The 17,327-nt window shown below is 69.3% G+C and carries 17 protein-coding genes; 9 read left to right on the plus strand and 8 right to left on the minus strand.

Annotated features, from left to right (window positions below; genetic code table 11):
- Positions 1-105: 105 nt before the first annotated feature.
- The 5 genes from AAHG09_RS16475 to AAHG09_RS16495 all read left to right on the plus strand — a co-directional run bounded on the left by AAHG09_RS16475 (position 106) and on the right by AAHG09_RS16495 (position 4,075).
- On the plus strand, positions 106-984 hold the full coding sequence (locus tag AAHG09_RS16475; protein WP_342108533.1) for a TIGR01459 family HAD-type hydrolase: 879 nt from the start codon (positions 106-108) through the stop codon (positions 982-984).
- A gap of 125 nt (positions 985-1,109) precedes the next feature.
- A complete protein-coding gene (locus AAHG09_RS16480; protein ID WP_342108534.1) occupies positions 1,110-1,862 on the plus strand; it encodes a bacteriorhodopsin in 753 nt (250 codons plus the stop codon).
- 5 nt (positions 1,863-1,867) lie between these two features.
- A complete protein-coding gene (locus AAHG09_RS16485) occupies positions 1,868-2,806 on the plus strand; it encodes a Brp/Blh family beta-carotene 15,15'-dioxygenase (protein ID WP_342108535.1) in 939 nt (312 codons plus the stop codon).
- Between the two features lie 109 nt (positions 2,807-2,915).
- Entirely contained in the window at positions 2,916-3,740 is an 825-nt protein-coding gene (locus AAHG09_RS16490) for a 2-keto-4-pentenoate hydratase (RefSeq protein ID WP_342108536.1), read from the plus strand.
- Between the two features lie 83 nt (positions 3,741-3,823).
- Entirely contained in the window at positions 3,824-4,075 is a 252-nt protein-coding gene (locus AAHG09_RS16495; protein ID WP_342108537.1) for a hypothetical protein, read from the plus strand.
- 154 nt (positions 4,076-4,229) lie between these two features.
- Here the strand turns inward: AAHG09_RS16495 and AAHG09_RS16500 are convergent, their stop codons facing one another.
- The 3 genes from AAHG09_RS16500 to AAHG09_RS16510 all read right to left on the minus strand — a co-directional run bounded on the left by AAHG09_RS16500 (position 4,230) and on the right by AAHG09_RS16510 (position 7,055).
- The gene (locus tag AAHG09_RS16500; RefSeq protein WP_342108538.1) at positions 4,230-5,375 is read right to left on the minus strand and encodes a class I SAM-dependent methyltransferase; all 1,146 of its coding nucleotides are present in this window, start codon (positions 5,373-5,375) and stop codon (positions 4,230-4,232) included.
- A 304-nt stretch (positions 5,376-5,679) separates the two neighbouring features.
- A complete protein-coding gene (locus AAHG09_RS16505; RefSeq protein WP_342108539.1) occupies positions 5,680-6,387 on the minus strand; it encodes a response regulator in 708 nt (235 codons plus the stop codon).
- Complete coding sequence (locus tag AAHG09_RS16510) at positions 6,384-7,055, minus strand: MarR family winged helix-turn-helix transcriptional regulator (protein ID WP_412760050.1); 672 nt, start codon at positions 7,053-7,055, stop codon at positions 6,384-6,386. The genes AAHG09_RS16505 and AAHG09_RS16510 overlap by 4 nt, the downstream gene beginning before the upstream one ends.
- 133 nt (positions 7,056-7,188) lie before the next feature.
- On the opposite strand from AAHG09_RS16510, the gene AAHG09_RS16515 reads away from it, so the two are divergent.
- From AAHG09_RS16515 to AAHG09_RS16525, 3 genes are all read left to right on the plus strand, one after another.
- The gene (locus tag AAHG09_RS16515) at positions 7,189-8,556 is read left to right on the plus strand and encodes an 8-oxoguanine deaminase (protein WP_342108541.1); all 1,368 of its coding nucleotides are present in this window, start codon (positions 7,189-7,191) and stop codon (positions 8,554-8,556) included.
- 378 nt (positions 8,557-8,934) lie between these two features.
- A complete protein-coding gene (locus tag AAHG09_RS16520; protein ID WP_342108542.1) occupies positions 8,935-9,192 on the plus strand; it encodes a type II toxin-antitoxin system Phd/YefM family antitoxin in 258 nt (85 codons plus the stop codon).
- Positions 9,192-9,623 (plus strand): type II toxin-antitoxin system VapC family toxin, encoded by a 432-nt coding sequence (locus AAHG09_RS16525; protein WP_342108543.1) that lies wholly within the window; start codon positions 9,192-9,194, stop codon positions 9,621-9,623. The genes AAHG09_RS16520 and AAHG09_RS16525 overlap by 1 nt, the downstream gene beginning before the upstream one ends.
- Before the next feature lie 42 nt (positions 9,624-9,665).
- Here AAHG09_RS16525 and AAHG09_RS16530 read toward each other — a convergent pair whose 3' ends face one another.
- The gene (locus AAHG09_RS16530) at positions 9,666-11,339 is read right to left on the minus strand and encodes a formate--tetrahydrofolate ligase (RefSeq protein ID WP_342108544.1); all 1,674 of its coding nucleotides are present in this window, start codon (positions 11,337-11,339) and stop codon (positions 9,666-9,668) included.
- 398 nt (positions 11,340-11,737) lie between these two features.
- Between AAHG09_RS16530 and AAHG09_RS16535 the strand changes: the two genes are divergently transcribed.
- Positions 11,738-12,058 (plus strand): GIY-YIG nuclease family protein, encoded by a 321-nt coding sequence (locus tag AAHG09_RS16535; protein WP_342108545.1) that lies wholly within the window; start codon positions 11,738-11,740, stop codon positions 12,056-12,058.
- A 124-nt stretch (positions 12,059-12,182) separates the two neighbouring features.
- Here the strand turns inward: AAHG09_RS16535 and AAHG09_RS16540 are convergent, their stop codons facing one another.
- The 4 genes from AAHG09_RS16540 to AAHG09_RS16555 form a co-directional block, all read right to left on the minus strand.
- Positions 12,183-14,051 (minus strand): tetratricopeptide repeat protein, encoded by a 1,869-nt coding sequence (locus AAHG09_RS16540; RefSeq protein WP_342108546.1) that lies wholly within the window; start codon positions 14,049-14,051, stop codon positions 12,183-12,185.
- Positions 14,052-14,195: 144 nt separating this feature from the next.
- Positions 14,196-14,792, minus strand: a complete 597-nt coding sequence (locus AAHG09_RS16545; protein WP_342108547.1) for an RES family NAD+ phosphorylase — start codon at positions 14,790-14,792, stop codon at positions 14,196-14,198.
- A complete protein-coding gene (locus AAHG09_RS16550; protein WP_342108548.1) occupies positions 14,779-15,465 on the minus strand; it encodes an antitoxin Xre/MbcA/ParS-like domain-containing protein in 687 nt (228 codons plus the stop codon). Before AAHG09_RS16550 ends, AAHG09_RS16545 begins: the two co-directional genes overlap by 14 nt.
- Positions 15,466-15,535: 70 nt before the next feature.
- Positions 15,536-17,209, minus strand: a complete 1,674-nt coding sequence (locus AAHG09_RS16555) for an electron transfer flavoprotein-ubiquinone oxidoreductase (RefSeq protein ID WP_342108549.1) — start codon at positions 17,207-17,209, stop codon at positions 15,536-15,538.
- Between the last annotated feature and the right edge of the window lie 118 nt (positions 17,210-17,327).

A 17,327-nucleotide genomic window follows, 5' to 3' on the forward strand; every position in this document is an offset into this window, starting at 1 on the left:
GGGGCGAGCCCTTTGGCGGGGTCCAGGGGCAGAGACCCTGGGTCTTGGCAGGGCGCTGCCCTGCACCCGCAAAAGGTCCCGGACCTTTTGAAACCAGGACTTGTGATGACCGCTATCCCGACCCTGAACGGCCTCGGCGCCATCGCCGACCGGTACGACCTGATCCTCTGCGACGTCTGGGGCGTGCTGCACGACGGCCAGAAGGCCCACGCACCCGCCGGCGAGGCGCTGATCCGCTTCCGCGGCCTGGCCGGGGACCGGCCGCGCCGGGTGGTGCTGGTCTCGAACGCCCCGCGGCCCGGGGACGGCGTGGGGCGGATCCTCGACCGGTTCGGGGTGCCGCGGGAGGCCTACGACGCGATCCTCACCTCGGGCGACCTCACCCGCGGCCTGATCGCGGCGCGGCCCGGCGCCCGGATCCGGCATCTCGGGCCGGAGCGGGATCTCGGCATCTTCCAGGGCCTGGACCTCAGCCTCGTGCCGGAGGACGAGGCCGACCTCGTGGTCTGCACCGGCCTGTTCGACGACCGCAGAGAGACCGCCGACGATTACCGGCCGGAGCTGACGCGGCTGGCCGCCCGCGGGCTGACCATGATCTGCGCCAACCCCGACCTCGTGGTGGAGAGCGGCAACCGGCTGATCCCCTGCGCGGGCCTGCTGGCGGCGGCCTACGCGGAGATCGGCGGCCCGGTGGTCTATGCCGGCAAGCCGCACCGGCCGGTCTACGAGGCGGCGCTCGCCAAAGGCGGCGACCTGACCGGCGCCCCCGTGGATCCGGCCCGGGTCCTGGCGATCGGCGACGCGATCCGCACCGATATCGCGGGGGCGCACGGCTTCGGCATCGCGAGCCTGCTGGTCGCCCGGGGCATCCACGCGGAGGAACTCGGCGTCACGGCCGAGCACCATCGGCTGGGCGACATCGCGGACTGGCTCGGCCGGCAGGCGGTGCGTCCCGATGCGGTGATCGAGCGGCTGCGCTGGTAGGACGGTACGTCGCGCGGCAGCCTGCTGCGACACCGGTCGTCCGAAACAATTCCATGCCCGTCCCATTGGAGAGGCGCTGCAACGTTCGCGTGCAGACATTTCATCCATGAGGCAGCGGGATTTCGATGACGCCCCAATTCTGGTTGTGGCTAGGCTTTGCAGGCATGGCGGCGGGCGCCGCCGCGATCCTGATCCTGGCGAAGCGGCGGACTCCCGCCGAAGAGGCCGACGGGATCATCCACGGGATCGTGCCGATCATCGCGGCCTGCTCGTACTTCGCCATGGCGACCGGGCAGGGAAGCCTCGTCCTGCCCGCCGGCCCCGATGCGGCCGAGGCCGCGCGCCAGTTCTACTTCGCCCGCTACATCGACTGGACGTTCACCACGCCCCTGCTGCTCGTCGGCCTCGCCCGCACGGCGATGCATTCCGGCATGCGCCGGCCGGCCGTGGTCTGGGGGCTGGTCGGCTCCGATCTGATCATGATCGTGACGGCCTTCGCGTTCGGTCTGTCCGACGTCGCCGCGGTGAAGTGGACGTGGTTCGCGATCTCGTGCGGCGCCTTCCTGGCGGTGTTCTACGGGATCTTCGTGCAGCTGCGCGAGGAGAACGCCGGCGAGCGGGCCGACGTGCGCAAGGCCTTCCTGCGCAACGCCGTGTTCCTCACCGGTGTCTGGTGCGCCTACCCGGTCGTGCTGCTCGTCGGTCAGGACGGCCTCGGCTTCCTGTCGCCGACCGTCGCGTTGGCGGTGATCGCGATCCTCGATCTGACCGCCAAGGTCGTCTACGGCATCATGGCGACCCTGGAGACGACCCGCGCCGTCGATCGCGACCTGAAGGCCGGGCCCGTCACCGCCCCGCCGCTGCGCCGGGCGGCCTGAAGCCGATGGCGGCGCGCGCCTCCGTCTCCCGTCCCGGGATCGCGGTCGGCGTGCGCCGCGCCCGCATCCGCCCGTCGGGGATTCACGTCCTGCACGGGGCAGCCGGCCTGGTCGGGCTCGGGCTGGTCGCCTCTTCGGGCCTGCCGCGCGACGCCGCTTGGCTGGTGGCGCTGACGGCGGTGATCCTTCTCGGGGTTCCCCACGGGGCCCTGGACGGTGCGGTGGCGGCACCCCTGCTGCGTCCGCGCTGGGGGCGGGCGTGGTTTCCGGTCTTCGCGGTGCCGTATCTTGGGCTCGCGGGCGGCGTGCTCCTGGCGTGGCAGCTCGCCCCCCTGGCCACCCTGGCGGCGTTCCTGGCCATCTCGGTCCTGCATTTCGGCACGGAGGATGCCGGACCCGGCCGGCCGTTCGAAGCCCTCGTGCGCGGGGGCCTGCCGGTCGCCCTGCCGGCGCTGCTGCATCCGGAGGCGACGGCGCGCGTCTTCGCGGTCGTCGCCCGCGTGCCGATGCCGGACCTCCCCGGCTGGTGGTCGGCAGCCGCTTGGCTCTGGCTGGCCCTGGCGGCGGCCTGGCTCCTGGTCGGCCGGCCGCGGCCGGCGGTGTGCGCCGAGATGGCTGTCCTGGGGGCGGCCTTCCTGGCGCTACCGCCGCTCACGGCCTTCACCCTGTACTTCATCGGCCTCCATGCGCCCCGGCACATGCGGGCGCTGGTGCGCGATCCGATGAAGGCTCCGGGCATCGACACGATGCCGCGGGCGGTCCGGGCTGCGCTGCCGATCTTCGCCCTGACCCTCGGCCTGGGCGCCGGACTCTGGCCGCTCTACGCCGCCGGCGCACCGGATGCGGTGGCCAACCTCCTGACCGTGACGCTCCGGATGCTGTCCGCCCTCACGGTGCCCCACATCCTGCTCGATCACCTCGCGGCCCGGTCGGCGAGCCCGTGACCACGACGGTCCGGAGGCCCTGACGGCCGAACCGACGCCCGCCCGCCATCCGCGCTGGACAAACGACCGGTCGCCCCTCACCGAGGGTCGGTTTCGGGAGCCACGCTCAATGACCGTCCCCATCCCGGCCGCCACCCATGCCCGGACCATCCTGGCCGCGCACGAGCATCGCCGCCCGATCGCGCCGCTGACCGACTGGGACCCGACCTTCGACCTGCCGGCGGCCTACCGGGTGGCCGAGGCGGTGTGCCGCCTGCGGGCCGCCCGGGGCGAGCGGGCGGTCGGCCGCAAGATCGGCTTCACCAACACGACCCTCTGGGACCGGTACGGCGTCCGCGCGCCGATCTGGGGCCACGTCTACGATACGACCCTGCGCGACCGCTCGGCCCTCGCCGGCCCCGTGGCGCTCGCCGCCTTCGTCGAGCCGCGCATCGAGCCGGAGATCGTGTTCGGGCTCGCCCGCGCCCCGGAACCCGGCATGGACGCCCGGGCGCTGATCGGATGCGTCGCCTGGGCGGCCGCGGGTTTCGAGATCGTGCAGTCGCTCTATCCGGGCTGGCGCTTCGCGGCCCCCGACACGGTCGCGGCCTTCGGGTTGCACGGGCTGCTGGTCGTCGGCACGCGGGTGCCGATCACCGCGGCCGAGCGGCCGGCCTGGATCGAGCGGCTCGAACGGTTTTCCGTCGCTCTGCGACGGGACGGGGCGCTGGCCGAGCGGGGCAGCGGCCGGAACGTGATGGGCACCGGCCCGCTCGCCGCCCTCGGCCACCTCGTCGATGTGCTGGCTGACGATCCGTCCTCCCCGCCCCTCGCGGCCGGCGAGATCGTCACGACCGGCACCCTGACCGACGCGTTGCCGGTGGCGCCCGGTCAGTCCTGGCAGGCCCGGATCGACGGATTGCCGCTGCCCGACCTCGATCTCACCGTGAGCTGAGGCGGGCGCCCGGTCTTGCCGGGGGATCGCGCGACGGATCAGGCCCCGGCAAGGGGTCGACGTCTTGGCGATGTCAAGTTGCCATGCCATCCAAGGGCATGCCCGGTCGCCTGCGGAGACGCTACACCACCTTCCTGGTCGCTGTGACGCCGGAGCGGGCCCGCAAGGCGCCGCGCCCGGTGGTCTACGCGGTGATGAAGCCGAATGCCGAGGAGGCCCTGGAGGCCGTGCGCGGCCTCGCCGAACCCCGGGCCGACGTCGCCCTGGTGGGCGGGCTGTCGACCCGAATCGCCAAGGCGCTCAAGCTGAAACCCGACGAGCCCCGGGCGGTGTGACGCCCCACGCCGCTGCTCCTGCGAAGCCTGACCTGAACAGCGGTGCGCGTGCGGTGGCGGCGCGCGACCCGTGGCGGTCATGCGGACCGTTCGTGGCGCCCCTCAGAGGCGGCCGCAGGTCGATCATAGCGTGGCCGCTCGCCCGACCTCACGTTCACGCGATCTGTTTTTTGGGCTCACGGGCCTCGAACGCGGCGCCCGAAAGCCCGTGTGGCAACCCCAACACCCTGCGCGCCTCGGTGAGCAGGACGAGATGTTTGACGGTTTCCGGACCCGTGGACGGGATCGACCGGCTCGCTTCGGCGATCAGACCCTGAAACTTCCTTCGATTGAGACCGCGCCGGTCCGTGCTGGCCCGGGCAGCTTCCAGAACGGCCTGAATGGCCTCGACCCGGAATTCAGCTTCAGCGAGTCGGGCTGCCGCATCTTCAGCGGATTGGGCCGTGTTGAACGGACTGGCCGTGATCTGCCGAGACTGCTCGGCCAGTTCGATGATGATGCAGTCCATCAACTGCTTGCGTTTCGCTTGAAGGTCGCCTTGCGGCAGAGGTTCCCGGCCTTTCCGGAGCCAAGCGTAGAATTCGGTGGCCTCGGCTTCAGTCACCTCCTCTACCCGGAGGTCGATGTAGCCTGCCGCGGCGAGTTCCAAGATCATGAGCTGAAAGCTTGCCGGGACGAACACCCAAGCATGCGCGTCCGTATAGTGCGGCAGTCCTGCCGCAAGCCGCCAGTTTGGCTCGTCTGAGACTGAAGAGACCGGACTGATCGGTCGCGTATCTGCGCCGTGCCAAGCTCCTTCGCCGCCCGGCTTGTGCGCCATGTTCAGTGCATAGTCGATGTGGGTACGAACCGAATGGCGATCGCGGCGCTGACAGAAGGCTTCGATCGCATCGGCGGTGGACGACGGGTGGCGATAGAAATCGAAGCACTTGCGCTTGTCGGGCGCCGCCAGGATGACGATGCCATCCGGTTTGATTAGGGTCTGCGCGGCCTGAAGAAAGGTCACGATATCTGGGGTATGCTCGATGACGTGGCTGGCGATGAAGGCATCGAAGGTGCCATGTTGATCGTCCGGCACAGCGTCGACGATAGACCCGCGCTGCCAGACAAAGTCGACCTCTTCGATCCGCGATACATCCTGATCAGCGTACTTGGTCCGCAACGCCTCTCGGGAGGCGTGATCGACCACGAAAGTGTTCCAGCCATCGCGCTTGGGGGCAAGCGGACTGAAGCTCGGCCCAACCTCGATGATACGCGCGCCCTTGGTCAAGGATCGCAGAAGGCGTTGTGTCCGGTCCATGCGCCTCTACTCCTGGTTGAAGAGTGGACGTACACCAACCTGCCCTTTCGGTCACGGCGCCGTGAGAATCTGCATGGCTGCCATGAGCGCGAGCGGTTGCCCGGACGGTGGCGTGAGCGCGACTTCCAGCCTGCACCCGTCCGACCGCACCGCTGCCGGTGCGCACCCATGACGGCACGCCCCCATGGGCACGCGCGGAGACGTGGTCCGCTCCCTTGCCGTGCCGCCCGATAGCGGACCGTCGGACATCCACGCACAGCGGCGGTTTCCCCGGCGAAGCCGTTTTCGTTCAGATCCCGGCGTCTCAATCCACCGCGAGCCGGTAGCCCACCCCCCGCACCGTCTGCAAAAAGACCGGGTTGGCGGGATCGACCTCGGTCTTGCGGCGCAGGCGGTTGATCTGCACGTCGACGGTGCGCTCGGCGGCCACGCCTCCGCTCCCCGCGAGCTGCTCGCGCTCCACGTTGGCGCCGCCTGCCAACGCCAGGATGGTCAGGATCTCGCGCTCGCGTTCGGTGATGCGGATCAGCTCGTCGTCCCGGCGCAATTCGCCCCGGTCGATCCGGAACGCGAAGGGCCCGAACGTCACGGTCTCGGGCGCCGCCTCGCGGGGGCGCGGGCTGCGCTTGATGATGTTGCTGAGCCGGAGCGTCAGCTCCCGGGGCTCGAAGGGCTTGGGCAGGTAATCGTCCGCCCCGATCTCCAGGCCCATCACCCGGTCGTTCGGGTTGGAGCGGGCGGTGAGCATCAGGATCGGCACCCGGGAGGTCTCGCGCACGCTGCGCGCGTAATCGAAGCCGTTCTCGCCCGGCATCATCACGTCGAGCACCATGGCGTCGAACACCACGCTCTGCGCCCGGGCCCGGGCCTCGGCGGCGCTCGCCGCCGCGGTGACCCGGAACCCCTGGTCGGTCAGATAACGGGCCAGCAATTCGCGCAGGCGGCGGTCGTCGTCCACCACGAGGACGTGCGGGGCCTCGTCGGGCAGGTCGGCCCGGGCGGGATGACTCATGCGCCGCCCCCGCGCGATCCGTTCCCGATTCCGTTGCGATCGGGAACGGGTCTCACTCTGTGTTGCGCCGAACCGGTGTCCCCTTCGGCGGAGCGCGCGCGCGTCCCGCGCCGCGCCATCAGGCTCTGGACCGCCGGCCGGTCCTCGGGCTCGATCATCGCCATCAGAAAATCCTCCGGCGAGCCCCGGGCATCCGGCGCGGCCAGCGCCCGGGCGAGGCGGCGGGCCTGGACGCGGGTCAGGTCGGCCGCCAGCTCCGCCCCCGATTCCGTGCAGTACAGGAGGCGCTGGCGCCGGTCGCTCGCACCCGGCTTCTGCACGACGTAGCCCTGGCCGATCAGGTCCTTGAGCACCCGGTTGAGGCTCTGCTTGGTGATCCGCAGGATATCGAGGAGTTCGGCGATGGTCAGGCCGGGATAGCGGTCGACGAAGTGCAGCACCCGGTGGTGCGCCCGGCCGAAGCCGTAGGCCGACAGGATCCGGTCGGGGTCGCCCACGAAGTCGCGGTAGGCGAAGAACAGGAGTTCGATCAGGTCGTCGCTGCCGAGGGCGGCCGGCGCGGCGCCCGGGACGGGTTTCGCCGCGAAGGACTCCGTGAAAGTCTCCTGGCGCGGGGCTGTCCGTGTCACGGGGCGGCCGCTCCCAACGGGTGATAGGTCAGTCCCCATGACGTTTCTCAAGGCGGCCCGGGTCCGTCAACCCTGGCCGGCCCCCGGAAACAGTCTGCCCGAGGAGAGTGTTGCGGGCCATCCGGTCCCTCCGCTACGCAGGGTCGTCGGGTGAACAGGAGCGGTCGGACGCATGGCGCAAGCAGCTGAACCAGCCTCCCACCGCGTGTGGATCCGCGACCCGCTCGCCATCCTGGCCGCGGGGGCCGAGGGCGGGATCGTGGTGGAGGGCACCCGGATCGTCGAGCACGTGGCGGCGGGCGCCCGGCCCGGCCGCCCGGTGGACGAGACCTTCGACGCGTCGCGCCACGTGGTCATCCCGGGGTTGATCAACACCCACCACCACGCCTTCCAGACGCTGACGCGTGCCCATCCGATCGCGATCAACAAGCCGCTCTTTCCCTGGCTGAAGGCGCTCTACACGATCTGGGGGCGGATCACCCCGGAGGCGTTCCGGCTGGCCACCCGGGTGGCCTACACGGAGCTGCTGCTCTCGGGCTGCACCACGGCGGGCGACCACCACTACCTGTTCCCGAAGGGGCTGGAGGATTCGGTCGACGTCCAGGTGGACGAGGCCCGGGCGCTCGGCATCCGCGCCTTCGTGACCCGCGGCTCGATGAGCCTGTCCGACCGGGAGGGCGGCCTGCCGCCCCAGGCGCTGACGCAGGACGACGACACGATTCTCGCCGACAGCGAGCGGGTGCTGAACCTGTTCCACGACCCCGCCCCCGGCGCCATGGTGCAGATCGGGCTCGCCCCCTGCTCGCCGTTCGCGGTGACCAAGCGCCTGATGCGCGAGAGCGCGGATCTGGCCGCCCGGCACGGAGCCCGCCTGCACACCCATCTCGGCGAGACGCTCGACGAGGACGATTACTGCCAGGTGATGTTCCAGTGCCGGCCGGTGGAGTACCTGGAGGAGGTCGGCTGGCTGAACGATCGGGTCTGGCTCGCCCACGGCATCCATTTCAACGACGCGGAGGTCGCCCGGCTCGGCAAGGCGGGGGTCGGCGTGTGCCACTGCCCGACCTCCAACATGACCCTGGCGTCGGGCCGCTGCCGCACCTGCGAGCTGGAAGCGGCGGGGTCCCCCGTCGGTCTCGGGGTCGACGGCTCGGCCTCGAACGACAGCTCGAACCTGATGGAGGGCGTGCGCCACGCCGTGATGCTGAGCCGGCTTACCTATGGCGCGGAGGCGGTGACGCATCTCGACGCGCTGCGCTGGGCGAGCGAGGGCTCGGCGGCGTGCCTGGGCCGCTCCGATATCGGTCGGATCGAGCCGGGGCGGGAGGCGGATCTCGCGCTGTTCACCCTGGACGACTTACGCTTCTCCGGTGCCCACGATCCGCTGGCGGCTCTGGTCCTGTGCGGCGCCACCCGGGCCGACCGGGTGATGGTGGCGGGGCGCTGGCGGGTGATCGACGGGCAGCCGGTGGGGGTCGATGTGGCTCGCCTGCGCGAGGACCATTCGCGGTTGGCGGTGGCGCTGTTCGGGGGCGCGTAAGTTCTGGTTTCAAAAGGTCTTTGACCAGCCCTTTTGAGGTGTTTGCAGGATCACTTGGACGCCGGCAGAGCGCGCGCTCCTCCCCTTGCGGGGAGGAGTCGGAGGTGGGGGTGGTGCAGAAGGCACCGGGCCGCTCGATTCTGCACCACCCCCACCCCTGGCCCCTCCCCGCAAGGGGGAGGGGAAAAGGCGGTGCTGCTTGAATACGTTCGGGCGACGGATCGCGATCCTTGCAAGCAGCTCAAACACCTTGAAAGGGCTGGTCTTCGACCATTTGCGGGTTCAGGGCAGCGCCCTGCGGACGGCCGCCGTTGCTTGGACCGGAAATTTGTAGTAACGTTTCTACAAGAGCCGTTCGATCTTATCCGGGCCTTGAGCATGGCAGTCACCACCCTCACGAGCCGAGAATTCAATCAGGATACGGGCCGCGCCAAAAAGGCAGCAGCCGAGGGGCCAGTCTTCATCACGGACCGCGGCAAACCCGCCCATGTCCTGCTCAGCATTGCCGAGTATCAGCGACTGACAAGACAGCAGCCCAGTATCGTCGAGGCTTTAGGGTGGCCAGCCGGTATCGAGGATGTCGAGATCGAGTTTCCGCGTTCCGGCGATCTACCCAGGGCGGCCGACTTCTCCTGATGTTCCTGCTCGACACCAACGTCGTGTCAGAACTGCGCAAGGCGCGGACCGGCAGGGCCGATCCACGGGTCACAGCCTGGGCGAGCGCGATACCGGCAAGCGATCTCTTTCTCTCGGTGATCGTCGTCCAGGAACTGGAGATCGGGATTCTGCAGGTTGAACGCAGGGATCCGGCTCAGGGGGCGCTTCTGCGCGCGTGGCTGGAGGATCATGTCCTGCCGACCTTCTCCGATCGCCTTCTGCCCGTCGACGCAGCCGTCGCTCGGCGCAGCGCACGCCTGCACGTTCCAGATCCCCGCCCCTACCGCGATGGGTTGATGGCCGCCACGGCGCTCGTCCGGGGCATGACGGTGGTAACCCGCAACGTCGCCGACTTTGCGACGACTGGCGTACCCCTGCTGAACCCTTGGGATAGCCCCACGCGCCCGTGACCAGCCCCTGATGAAGCCGGCCCGCGGTGCGCGGAACCAATCTCAGAACAGCCCGTCGATCTGCCCGTTGGCATCGAGCCGGATCGTGTCGGCGGCCGGCACCCGGGGCAGGCCCGGCATGGTCATGATCTCCCCGCAGATCGCCACCACGAAGCCGGCGCCGGCCGAGAGCCGGACGTCGCGCACGCCGACGATGTGGCCCTCGGGGGCGCCCATCAGGGTCGGGTCGGTGGAGAACGAGTACTGGGTCTTGGCCATGCAGATCGGCAGGTGGCCGTAGCCGTCCTTCTCGAAGGTGGCGAGCTTCCCGGCGGCCTTGGTTTCGATCTGGATGTCGGCGGCGCCGTAGAGCTTGGTGGCGATCGCCCGGATCTTGTCGGTGAGGCGGCTCTCGGTCTCGTAGGCGTGCCGGATCGGCGCCGGCTCGGCTTGGGCAAGCTTCACCACCGCGCGGGCCAGCTCCTCGGCGCCGGCCCCGCCCTCCGCCCAGTGGCGGCAGGTGATCGCCTCGACGTCGAGCCGCTCGCGGCACAATTCCTTGAGCTTGGCGTGCTCGGCATCGGTGTCGGCGTAGAAGTGGTTGACGCCGACCACCACCGGCAGGCCGAAGCCGCGCAGGTTGGTGACGTGCCGGGCCAGATTCGCAAACCCCTTCTCCAGGGCGTCGAGGTTCTCACCCCCGAGGTTCTTCTTGTCGACGCCGCCATGCATCTTGAGGGCGCGGATCGTGGCCACCACCACGACCGCCGAGGGGGTGAGGCCGGCCTGCCGGCACTTGATGTCCAGGAACTTTTCCGCGCCGAGATCGGCGCCGAAGCCGGCCTCCGTCACCGTGTAGTCGGCGAGCCGCAGGCCGGCCCGGGTGGCGATCACCGAGTTGCAGCCATGGGCGATGTTGGCGAAGGGGCCGCCATGGATCAGCGCCGGGTTGCCCTCCAGCGTCTGCACGAGGTTCGGCTGCAGGGCGTCCTTGAGCAGCACCGTCATGGCGCCGGTCGCCTTCACGTCCTTGAGGGTGACGAGCTTGCGGTCCCGGGTCTCGGCGATGACGATCCGGCCGAGGCGCTCTTCGAGGTCGGCAAGGTCCTTGGCGAGGCAGAACACCGCCATCACCTCGGAGGCCACGGTGATGTCGAACCCGTCCTCCCGCGGGAAGCCGTTGGCGACGCCGCCGAGCGACTGGGTGATCTGGCGGAGCGCCCGGTCGTTCATGTCGACGACGCGGCGCCAATGGATGCGGCGGACGTCGATGTTGAGCTCGTTCGCCCAGTAGACGTGGTTGTCGATCAGCGCGGCCGCGAGGCTGTGGGCCGCCGTGATGGCGTGGAAGTCGCCGGTGAAGTGCAGGTTGATCTGCTCCATCGGCACGACCTGCGCCTTGCCGCCGCCGGCAGCTCCCCCTTTCATGCCGAAGCACGGGCCCAGCGAGGGCTCGCGCAGGCAGATCATGGTCTTCTCGCCGATGCGGTTCAGGGCGTCGCCGAGGCCCACCGTGGTGGTGGTCTTGCCCTCGCCGGCCGGGGTCGGGGAGATCGCGGTGACCAGCACGAGCTTGCCGGGCTTCTTGTTCTCCAGCCCGGCGATGTAGCCGTGGTCGATCTTGGCGATGTGCTTGCCGTAATGGTGGAGCGCGTCATCCGGGATGCCGAGCTTTTCGGCGACCTGCGCGATTGGCTTCAGGGTCGCGGCGCGGGCGATCTCGATATCTGACGGCATGGGCGTTCCCTCCCTGAATCACGGGCCCGGAGCCCGCCGCCGGCTGTTGCCGTGCGGATGTCCACCTGTGCGGGCGGCCGCCCGCGAACGGCTGCGCAGTGTGCGACAAACGGACGGGAAAAGCGCGTCGATTTTTATGAGGTGGCGGACAAAACAAGTTTTTTGGTCTGCAGGCTGAAACAGGGCTGCAGGGCGTCGCCAGGCCGGCTTTCCTACCCACGCCCTCGTCCTAAGGTGCCTACGTCAGCGGGCCTCGAAGGAGTTCTCCGGAGATCGCGTGGCCGGCTGGAGGGCTCCTTCGAGGCCTCCGCTGCGCTCCGGCACCTCAGGATGAGGTGTGTGGGTTGGATCTCCGAATCCGGCTAGGCTTTTGCTCCTTCGCTGGGACGAATCGGGTCGTGGCAGCCTTTGTGTACATGCTGCGCTGCTCAGACGGCAGCTACTATGTCGGCTCTGCTCGGGGCGAAAGCTTGGACAAGCGGCTCAGCGAGCATCAGGCCGGCACGTATCCCGGCTATACCAGTCGGCGCCGACCTGTGACGCTGGTTTATGCCGAACAGTTTGACCGCATCACCGATGCCATCGCGGCTGAACGCCGGCTCAAGGGCTGGAGCCGCGCCAAGAAGGAAGCACTGATCCGAGAGGATTGGGACGCCTTGCAGCAACTGGCGAAACGCCCGGCTGCGCAACCGCCCTCCAAACAATCCCCCTCATCCTGAGGTGCCGAAGCGTAGCGGAGGCCTCGAAGGAGGCCTCCAGAAGACGCTGCGATCCCTGAAGGGCTCCTTCGAGACTTCCGCTACGCTCTGGCACCTCAGGATAAGGGTTTGGGTAGGAGGCTGCTCACCCCCCCGACTTCTTGGCCTTGTCGGCCGCACCCGGCGCCTCGTGGGGCTGCGGCGCCCCCTTCGGGAGTTCCGGGTTCTCGGCGTTGTGCGGGGCGGCCACCGGGGCCGGCACCGTCTCGGCGGTGGCGGTCGGCTTCTCGATCTCGGGCAGGCCGTCCTTCAGCTTCGCGTTGATCTGCGCGAGGTCGTCCGGCTCGGGGTTCAGGTCCTTGGCGTGCTGCCACTGGAACTTGCCCTCCAGCCGCCGGCCCGCGCGCCAGTAGGCGTCGCCCAGGTGATCGTTGATGGTCGGATCGCCGGGCTTCAGCTCGACGGCCTTCTCCAGCTCCCGCACCGCGTCGTCCCAGCGGCCGAGGCGGTAATAGGCCCAGCCGAGGCTGTCGACGATCATGCCGTCGCGCGGGCTGGCATCGACCGCCTGCTGCAGCAGCTTGAACGCCTCGTCGATGTTGGTGTTCTGGTCGACCCAGGAATAGCCCAGATAGTTCATCACCTGCGCCTTGGCGGCCGGCTGGCTGGCCGGCACCAGGGACAGCGCCTTCTTCAGGTCCGCCTCGGCCTTCGGCCATTGCTTGGCGCGCTCGTAGGCGGTGCCGCGGAAGTAGTAGGTCGTCCAGTAATTGGACTGCGGCCGGTTGCCGATCAGGTCGATGGCGCGGGTGTAGGTGGCGGCCGCCTCCTCGTACTTCTTGCGCGCCCGCTGGACGTTGCCGAGCGCCGTGATGACGTCGATGTCGTCGGGATGCGCCTTCATGGTGGCGTCGAGGTGCTCCAGCGCCTCGTCGCCCTTGCCCATCTGCTCCAGGTTCAGGCCGACCTGGATGTCGGCGTTGAGCTTGAGCGGAGAATTGGCCGGGATCTGCGCGTAGGCCTCGTTGGCGCGCTCCGGCTGCTTCATCCGGTCGAGCGTGTCGGCCAGCGTCAGCCGGGCCAGCGCATGGTCGGGGGCGAGGTAGAGGGCGAGCCGCAGGTAGATCACGGCGGGCAATTCATCGCCCTGCGTCGAGCCCGCCGAGCCCAGCCCATACAGCACCTCGGCGGCACCCTCCTGGGCGTTGGCGATCAGCCGCGTGAGGGGCTTGCCGGCCTTCAGCTTGTCGAGGGCGTCGCGCACCAGCGGGTGGCGGGGCGAGAGCTGGTCGAAATCCGAATAGGCCTGGATCGCGAGGTCGGTGCGGCCGAGGCTGGCCTCCAAGCGTGCATAGGCGTCGACGATGCGCAGGGTGTTGTGGTCGGCGTCGTAGGCCGCCTTGAGGCGCCGCTCGGCCTCGGCGTTGTCGCCGGTCACCGAGGCGATCAGGCCGGCATGGTAGTCGCGGAAGGTGTTGTAGTAGCGCTCGCCGCGGAGCTTGTTGACGGTCTCCAGCGCCTTCTTGCCGTCGCCCGCGCCGGCATACGACCAGGCGGTGAGCAGCGTGGCGGTGAGATCGGTCGCCGCGCCCCGGCCGCTGCGCGAAAAGTTCTGGCGGGCGGCGGCCCATTGGCCGGCCTTGATCTGGCGCACCCCGAGGGAGAGGTTGGCGAGCCCGTTGGTGGGATCGCGGGCGATCAGCTTCTCGGCGGTGCGGAACGCATCCGGCAGGGCGCCGTCGGCCAGGAGCGAGATGAAGGCGCGCTCGACGAGTTCGGCGTTGCGCGGGTCGGCCTTCACGGCCTCGCGGTAGTAGGTGGCGGCCGCCGCCGTGTCCCGGGCCGCACCCGCGATGTAGGCGGAGAGGAAGTTGCCCTCCAGCGAATCCGCGGGCTCGTAGTCGGTCACCGGGACCGATTCCTTCGGCTGCGCGGCCAGCACGGCCTGCGGCAGACCGGCGGCGAGCAGAAGGGCAAGCGCCGAGACGCTCCGGCGGGCGCGGGATGTCATCATGAACCGATCGCGGCTCCTGGGCGCCGGCCAGCCAAGGGGCCGGGCGCGAGAATGGCGGGTTATCCCCGGAAAAGCGCCGGGGACACTGAACCCATCCCGCCAGCCCCGCAAGGCGAAAGGATGGCGCGGGCTGGCCGAGGGGGTTCAGGCAGACATCACCAGTTCGACAGCCAGACCGTCGAGCACGGCCGTCAGCGAGGCGTCCTGCAGGAGTTCGGTGACGGGCTCAGCCGCCAGCAACGCGACAGCACGGTCGTAGACGACGCAGCAGACCGCGCCGGTCAACCGGGAGCCGTACAGGATGCCGTCGGCATCGCTCATCGCGTGGATCGCGCGGCTGAGACGCGGGCCTTGCCGATGGGCCTTGGCGCGGCCGGCATCCGTAGAGATGCCGAGGCGGAGCAGACCGGTGGTGCGGAGGTCGATGACGGTCAGCGGCTTGGACGCGCTCACCCGCGTCACGCCCCAGCGCGCGATCTCCGCCGCGCCGATCCGGCGTCGGCGGCGATTTTCGAAGCGATCCCGGATCAGCGTTTCGGCCAAACCGGTCGTCAGGTCGATGGCGAGATAGAGAACCTTGAAGCCGTCGTCGGGACTGGAGAAACGCGACCGGCCGAACCCCATGCCGAGGGGAGTCGATCGATGGGCCAGGGGTGTGACGCGGTAGTAGCCGACGGGCTGGAAGGCGATGGCCAGGCTGGCGAGAACCGCGGGATCGAGCTTCGGCTCACGCGAAGTCATCGCGGGCCGCGTCGATGACGGGGGCGACCCGCCCCCGCTTCAGATCGTCGAGTGGCGATCCGCCGCGCGCATACGGTTCAATCAGCCAGAGCCAGGCGGTGCGCGGATCCCCGATGATGGCCAGCACCGGCGCGAGCCCTTCGACCGGACGGCCATCGACGAACTGGGCGAGGGGGAACAGGTGCTTGCGCGTCCCCTTCAGCAAGCCCACGACCGCACCGTCGCGCCGCCAATCCTGAAGGGTGGAGCGCGCGATCCCGAGCCGGGTCGCAAGCTCGCCCGCGCCGGCCAGGGGGCCGGCCCATTCTTCCAGCGTCACCGGGAGCGCGTGGGCCGCGAGCCGTTTCAGGCCGTCCCGGCGATCGATCGTTTCGCCCGCCGGGGCCCCGTGACTCACTTCGACCACGCCCCCTGGGTTCAGGATCAGCGTCTGCGCCGCCCCTTCGCCAGATTTGGCCGGGGCTGGTCCTTCCGCCCTCAGATGGTCCAGGACGGCGTGCATGGCCCGGACTGCATCGCCCCGCTCCACTGCCCGGCCGACCGCAGCCATCAGGCCTGCCGCATGCTCCAACGCTTCCGGCTTCGCCCCCGGATTGCGCCTCCGGAGTACGGCCAGCACGTCGTCGGATCGGATGTCGAGGCCGTCCCGCCCGGCCGCACAATCCCGCGCCATCGGATCAACCCTCCAGATCCGCATAGTTTCGTGCGGATTGTGCGGATTGTCCAGATCTGGAGGGCCGCCCTCACATGTTCGGATAATTCGGCCCGCCCGGCCCCTCCGGGGTCACCCAGTCGATGTTCTGGTTCGGATCCTTGATGTCACACGTCTTGCAGTGGACGCAGTTCTGCGCGTTGATCTGGTAGCGCACGCCGTCGCTCGCCGAGGCATCCTCCACCCACTCGTAGACGCCCGCCGGGCAGTAGCGGCCCGAGGGGCCGCCGTAGACGTCGTGCTCCGAGCGCTTCTGCAACTCCAGGTCGCGGACCTTGAGGTGGGGCGGCTGATCCTCCTCGTGGTTGGTGTTCGACAGGTAGACCGAGGAGAGCCGGTCGAAGGTCAGCTTGCCGTCGGGCTTCGGGTAGGTGATCGGCGTCACCTCGGAGAGCGGCTTGAGGCAGGCATGGTCCGGCTTGCCGTGACCGAGCGTCCCGAACGGCGAGGCGCCGAGGATGCTGGTCGCCCACATGTCGATGCCGCCGAGCCCCACGCCCACCAGCGTGCCGTATTTGGACCAGAGCGGCTTGACGTTGCGCACGGCCTTCAGGTCCTGCCCGATCGGGCTGTCGCGCCAGCCGGCCTCGTAGGCGGTCAGCTCGTCCCCCGCGCGGCCCGCCTTCAGGGCGTCCGCGATGGCGTCGGCCGCCTGCATGCCGGACAGGATCGCGTTGTGCGAGCCCTTGATCCGCGGCACGTTCACGAACCCCGCCGAGCAGCCGACGAGGCAGCCGCCCGGGAAGACCAGCTTCGGTACGGATTGCCAGCCGCCCTCCATGATGGCCCGCGCGCCGTAGCCGATGCGCTTGGCGCCCTCGAAGGTCTCGGCGATCATCGGGTGGGTCTTGAACCGCTGGAACTCCTCGAACGGCGACAGGGTCGGGTTCTCGTAGTTCAGGTGCGTGACGAAGCCGACCGAGAGCAGGTGGTCGTCGAAATGGTAGAGCCAGGAGCCGCCGCCGGCCTTGTTGGGGAGCGGCCAGCCCATCGTGTGCTGCACGAGGCCGGGCTCGAACTTGCCGGGGGCGAGCTGCCAGAGCTCCTTCACGCCGAGCCCGTACTTGAAGTGGTCGCTGTGCCGGTTGAGTTCGAACCGCTGGATCAGCCCCTTGGTGAGGTTGCCCCGGGCGCCCTCGCCGAACACCGTGTACTTGCCGCGCAGTTCCATGCCGCGGGTGTAGTCGTCGCGCGGCTCGCCCGACTTGCCGATGCCGAGATCGCCCGTGGCGATGCCCGCCACCGCGCCGTTGCCGTCGAACAGCACCTCGGAGGCCGGGAAGCCCGGGTAGATCTCGACGCCGAGCGCCTCGGCCTGGGCACCGAGATACTTGCAGGTGTTCGAGAGCGAGCCGACGAAATTGCCGTGGTTCGACATCAGCTTGGGGAAGAACACGTTCGGCAGGGTGATACCGCTGTTCTTGGTGAGCATCATGAACTCGTCGCGCTGGACCTCGGTCTTCAGCGGACGCTCCGGATCCTGGCGCCACTCGGGCAGCAGCCGGTCGAGGCCGATCGGGTCGATCACCGCCCCCGACAGGATGTGGGCGCCGACCTCGGAGCCCTTCTCGACGACGACGACCGAGATCTCCTCGCCGATCTCGGCGGCGCGCTGCTTCAGGCGGATCGCGGTGGCGAGGCCGGCGGGGCCTGCGCCCACCACGACCACGTCGAAATCCATGCTCTCGCGTTCGGGCAGCGCCATCCTCGCCTCTCCGTGTTCTTGTCTCAGAGTCGTCGCGACGACTCTCATGCTGCCGTCTCAAGCGATTCCAAGCTAGAAAGGCAAGTTGCCGACGCTCAAGCTCAAGGCAAAGTTCCCG

The organism is Methylobacterium guangdongense (assembly GCF_038442355.1).
Taxonomy (GTDB): Bacteria; Pseudomonadota; Alphaproteobacteria; order Rhizobiales; family Beijerinckiaceae; genus Methylobacterium; species Methylobacterium guangdongense.

Excerpts from the sequence above, each read along its gene's own strand:
- AAHG09_RS16475 (WP_342108533.1), top strand. The coding sequence starts at position 106 with ATGACCGCTATCCCGACCCTGAACGGCCTCGGCGCCATCGCCGACCGG.
- AAHG09_RS16480 (WP_342108534.1), top strand. The coding sequence starts at position 1,110 with ATGACGCCCCAATTCTGGTTGTGGCTAGGCTTTGCAGGCATGGCGGCG.
- AAHG09_RS16485 (WP_342108535.1), top strand. The coding sequence starts at position 1,868 with ATGGCGGCGCGCGCCTCCGTCTCCCGTCCCGGGATCGCGGTCGGCGTG.
- AAHG09_RS16490 (WP_342108536.1), top strand. The coding sequence starts at position 2,916 with ATGACCGTCCCCATCCCGGCCGCCACCCATGCCCGGACCATCCTGGCC.
- AAHG09_RS16495 (WP_342108537.1), top strand. The coding sequence starts at position 3,824 with ATGCCATCCAAGGGCATGCCCGGTCGCCTGCGGAGACGCTACACCACC.
- AAHG09_RS16500 (WP_342108538.1), bottom strand. The coding sequence starts at position 5,375 with ATGGACCGGACACAACGCCTTCTGCGATCCTTGACCAAGGGCGCGCGT.
- AAHG09_RS16505 (WP_342108539.1), bottom strand. The coding sequence starts at position 6,387 with ATGAGTCATCCCGCCCGGGCCGACCTGCCCGACGAGGCCCCGCACGTC.
- AAHG09_RS16510 (WP_412760050.1), bottom strand. The coding sequence starts at position 7,055 with ATGGGGACTGACCTATCACCCGTTGGGAGCGGCCGCCCCGTGACACGG.
- AAHG09_RS16515 (WP_342108541.1), top strand. The coding sequence starts at position 7,189 with ATGGCGCAAGCAGCTGAACCAGCCTCCCACCGCGTGTGGATCCGCGAC.
- AAHG09_RS16520 (WP_342108542.1), top strand. The coding sequence starts at position 8,935 with ATGGCAGTCACCACCCTCACGAGCCGAGAATTCAATCAGGATACGGGC.
- AAHG09_RS16525 (WP_342108543.1), top strand. The coding sequence starts at position 9,192 with ATGTTCCTGCTCGACACCAACGTCGTGTCAGAACTGCGCAAGGCGCGG.
- AAHG09_RS16530 (WP_342108544.1), bottom strand. The coding sequence starts at position 11,339 with ATGCCGTCAGATATCGAGATCGCCCGCGCCGCGACCCTGAAGCCAATC.
- AAHG09_RS16540 (WP_342108546.1), bottom strand. The coding sequence starts at position 14,051 with ATGATGACATCCCGCGCCCGCCGGAGCGTCTCGGCGCTTGCCCTTCTG.
- AAHG09_RS16545 (WP_342108547.1), bottom strand. The coding sequence starts at position 14,792 with ATGACTTCGCGTGAGCCGAAGCTCGATCCCGCGGTTCTCGCCAGCCTG.
- AAHG09_RS16550 (WP_342108548.1), bottom strand. The coding sequence starts at position 15,465 with ATGGCGCGGGATTGTGCGGCCGGGCGGGACGGCCTCGACATCCGATCC.
- AAHG09_RS16555 (WP_342108549.1), bottom strand. The coding sequence starts at position 17,209 with ATGGCGCTGCCCGAACGCGAGAGCATGGATTTCGACGTGGTCGTGGTG.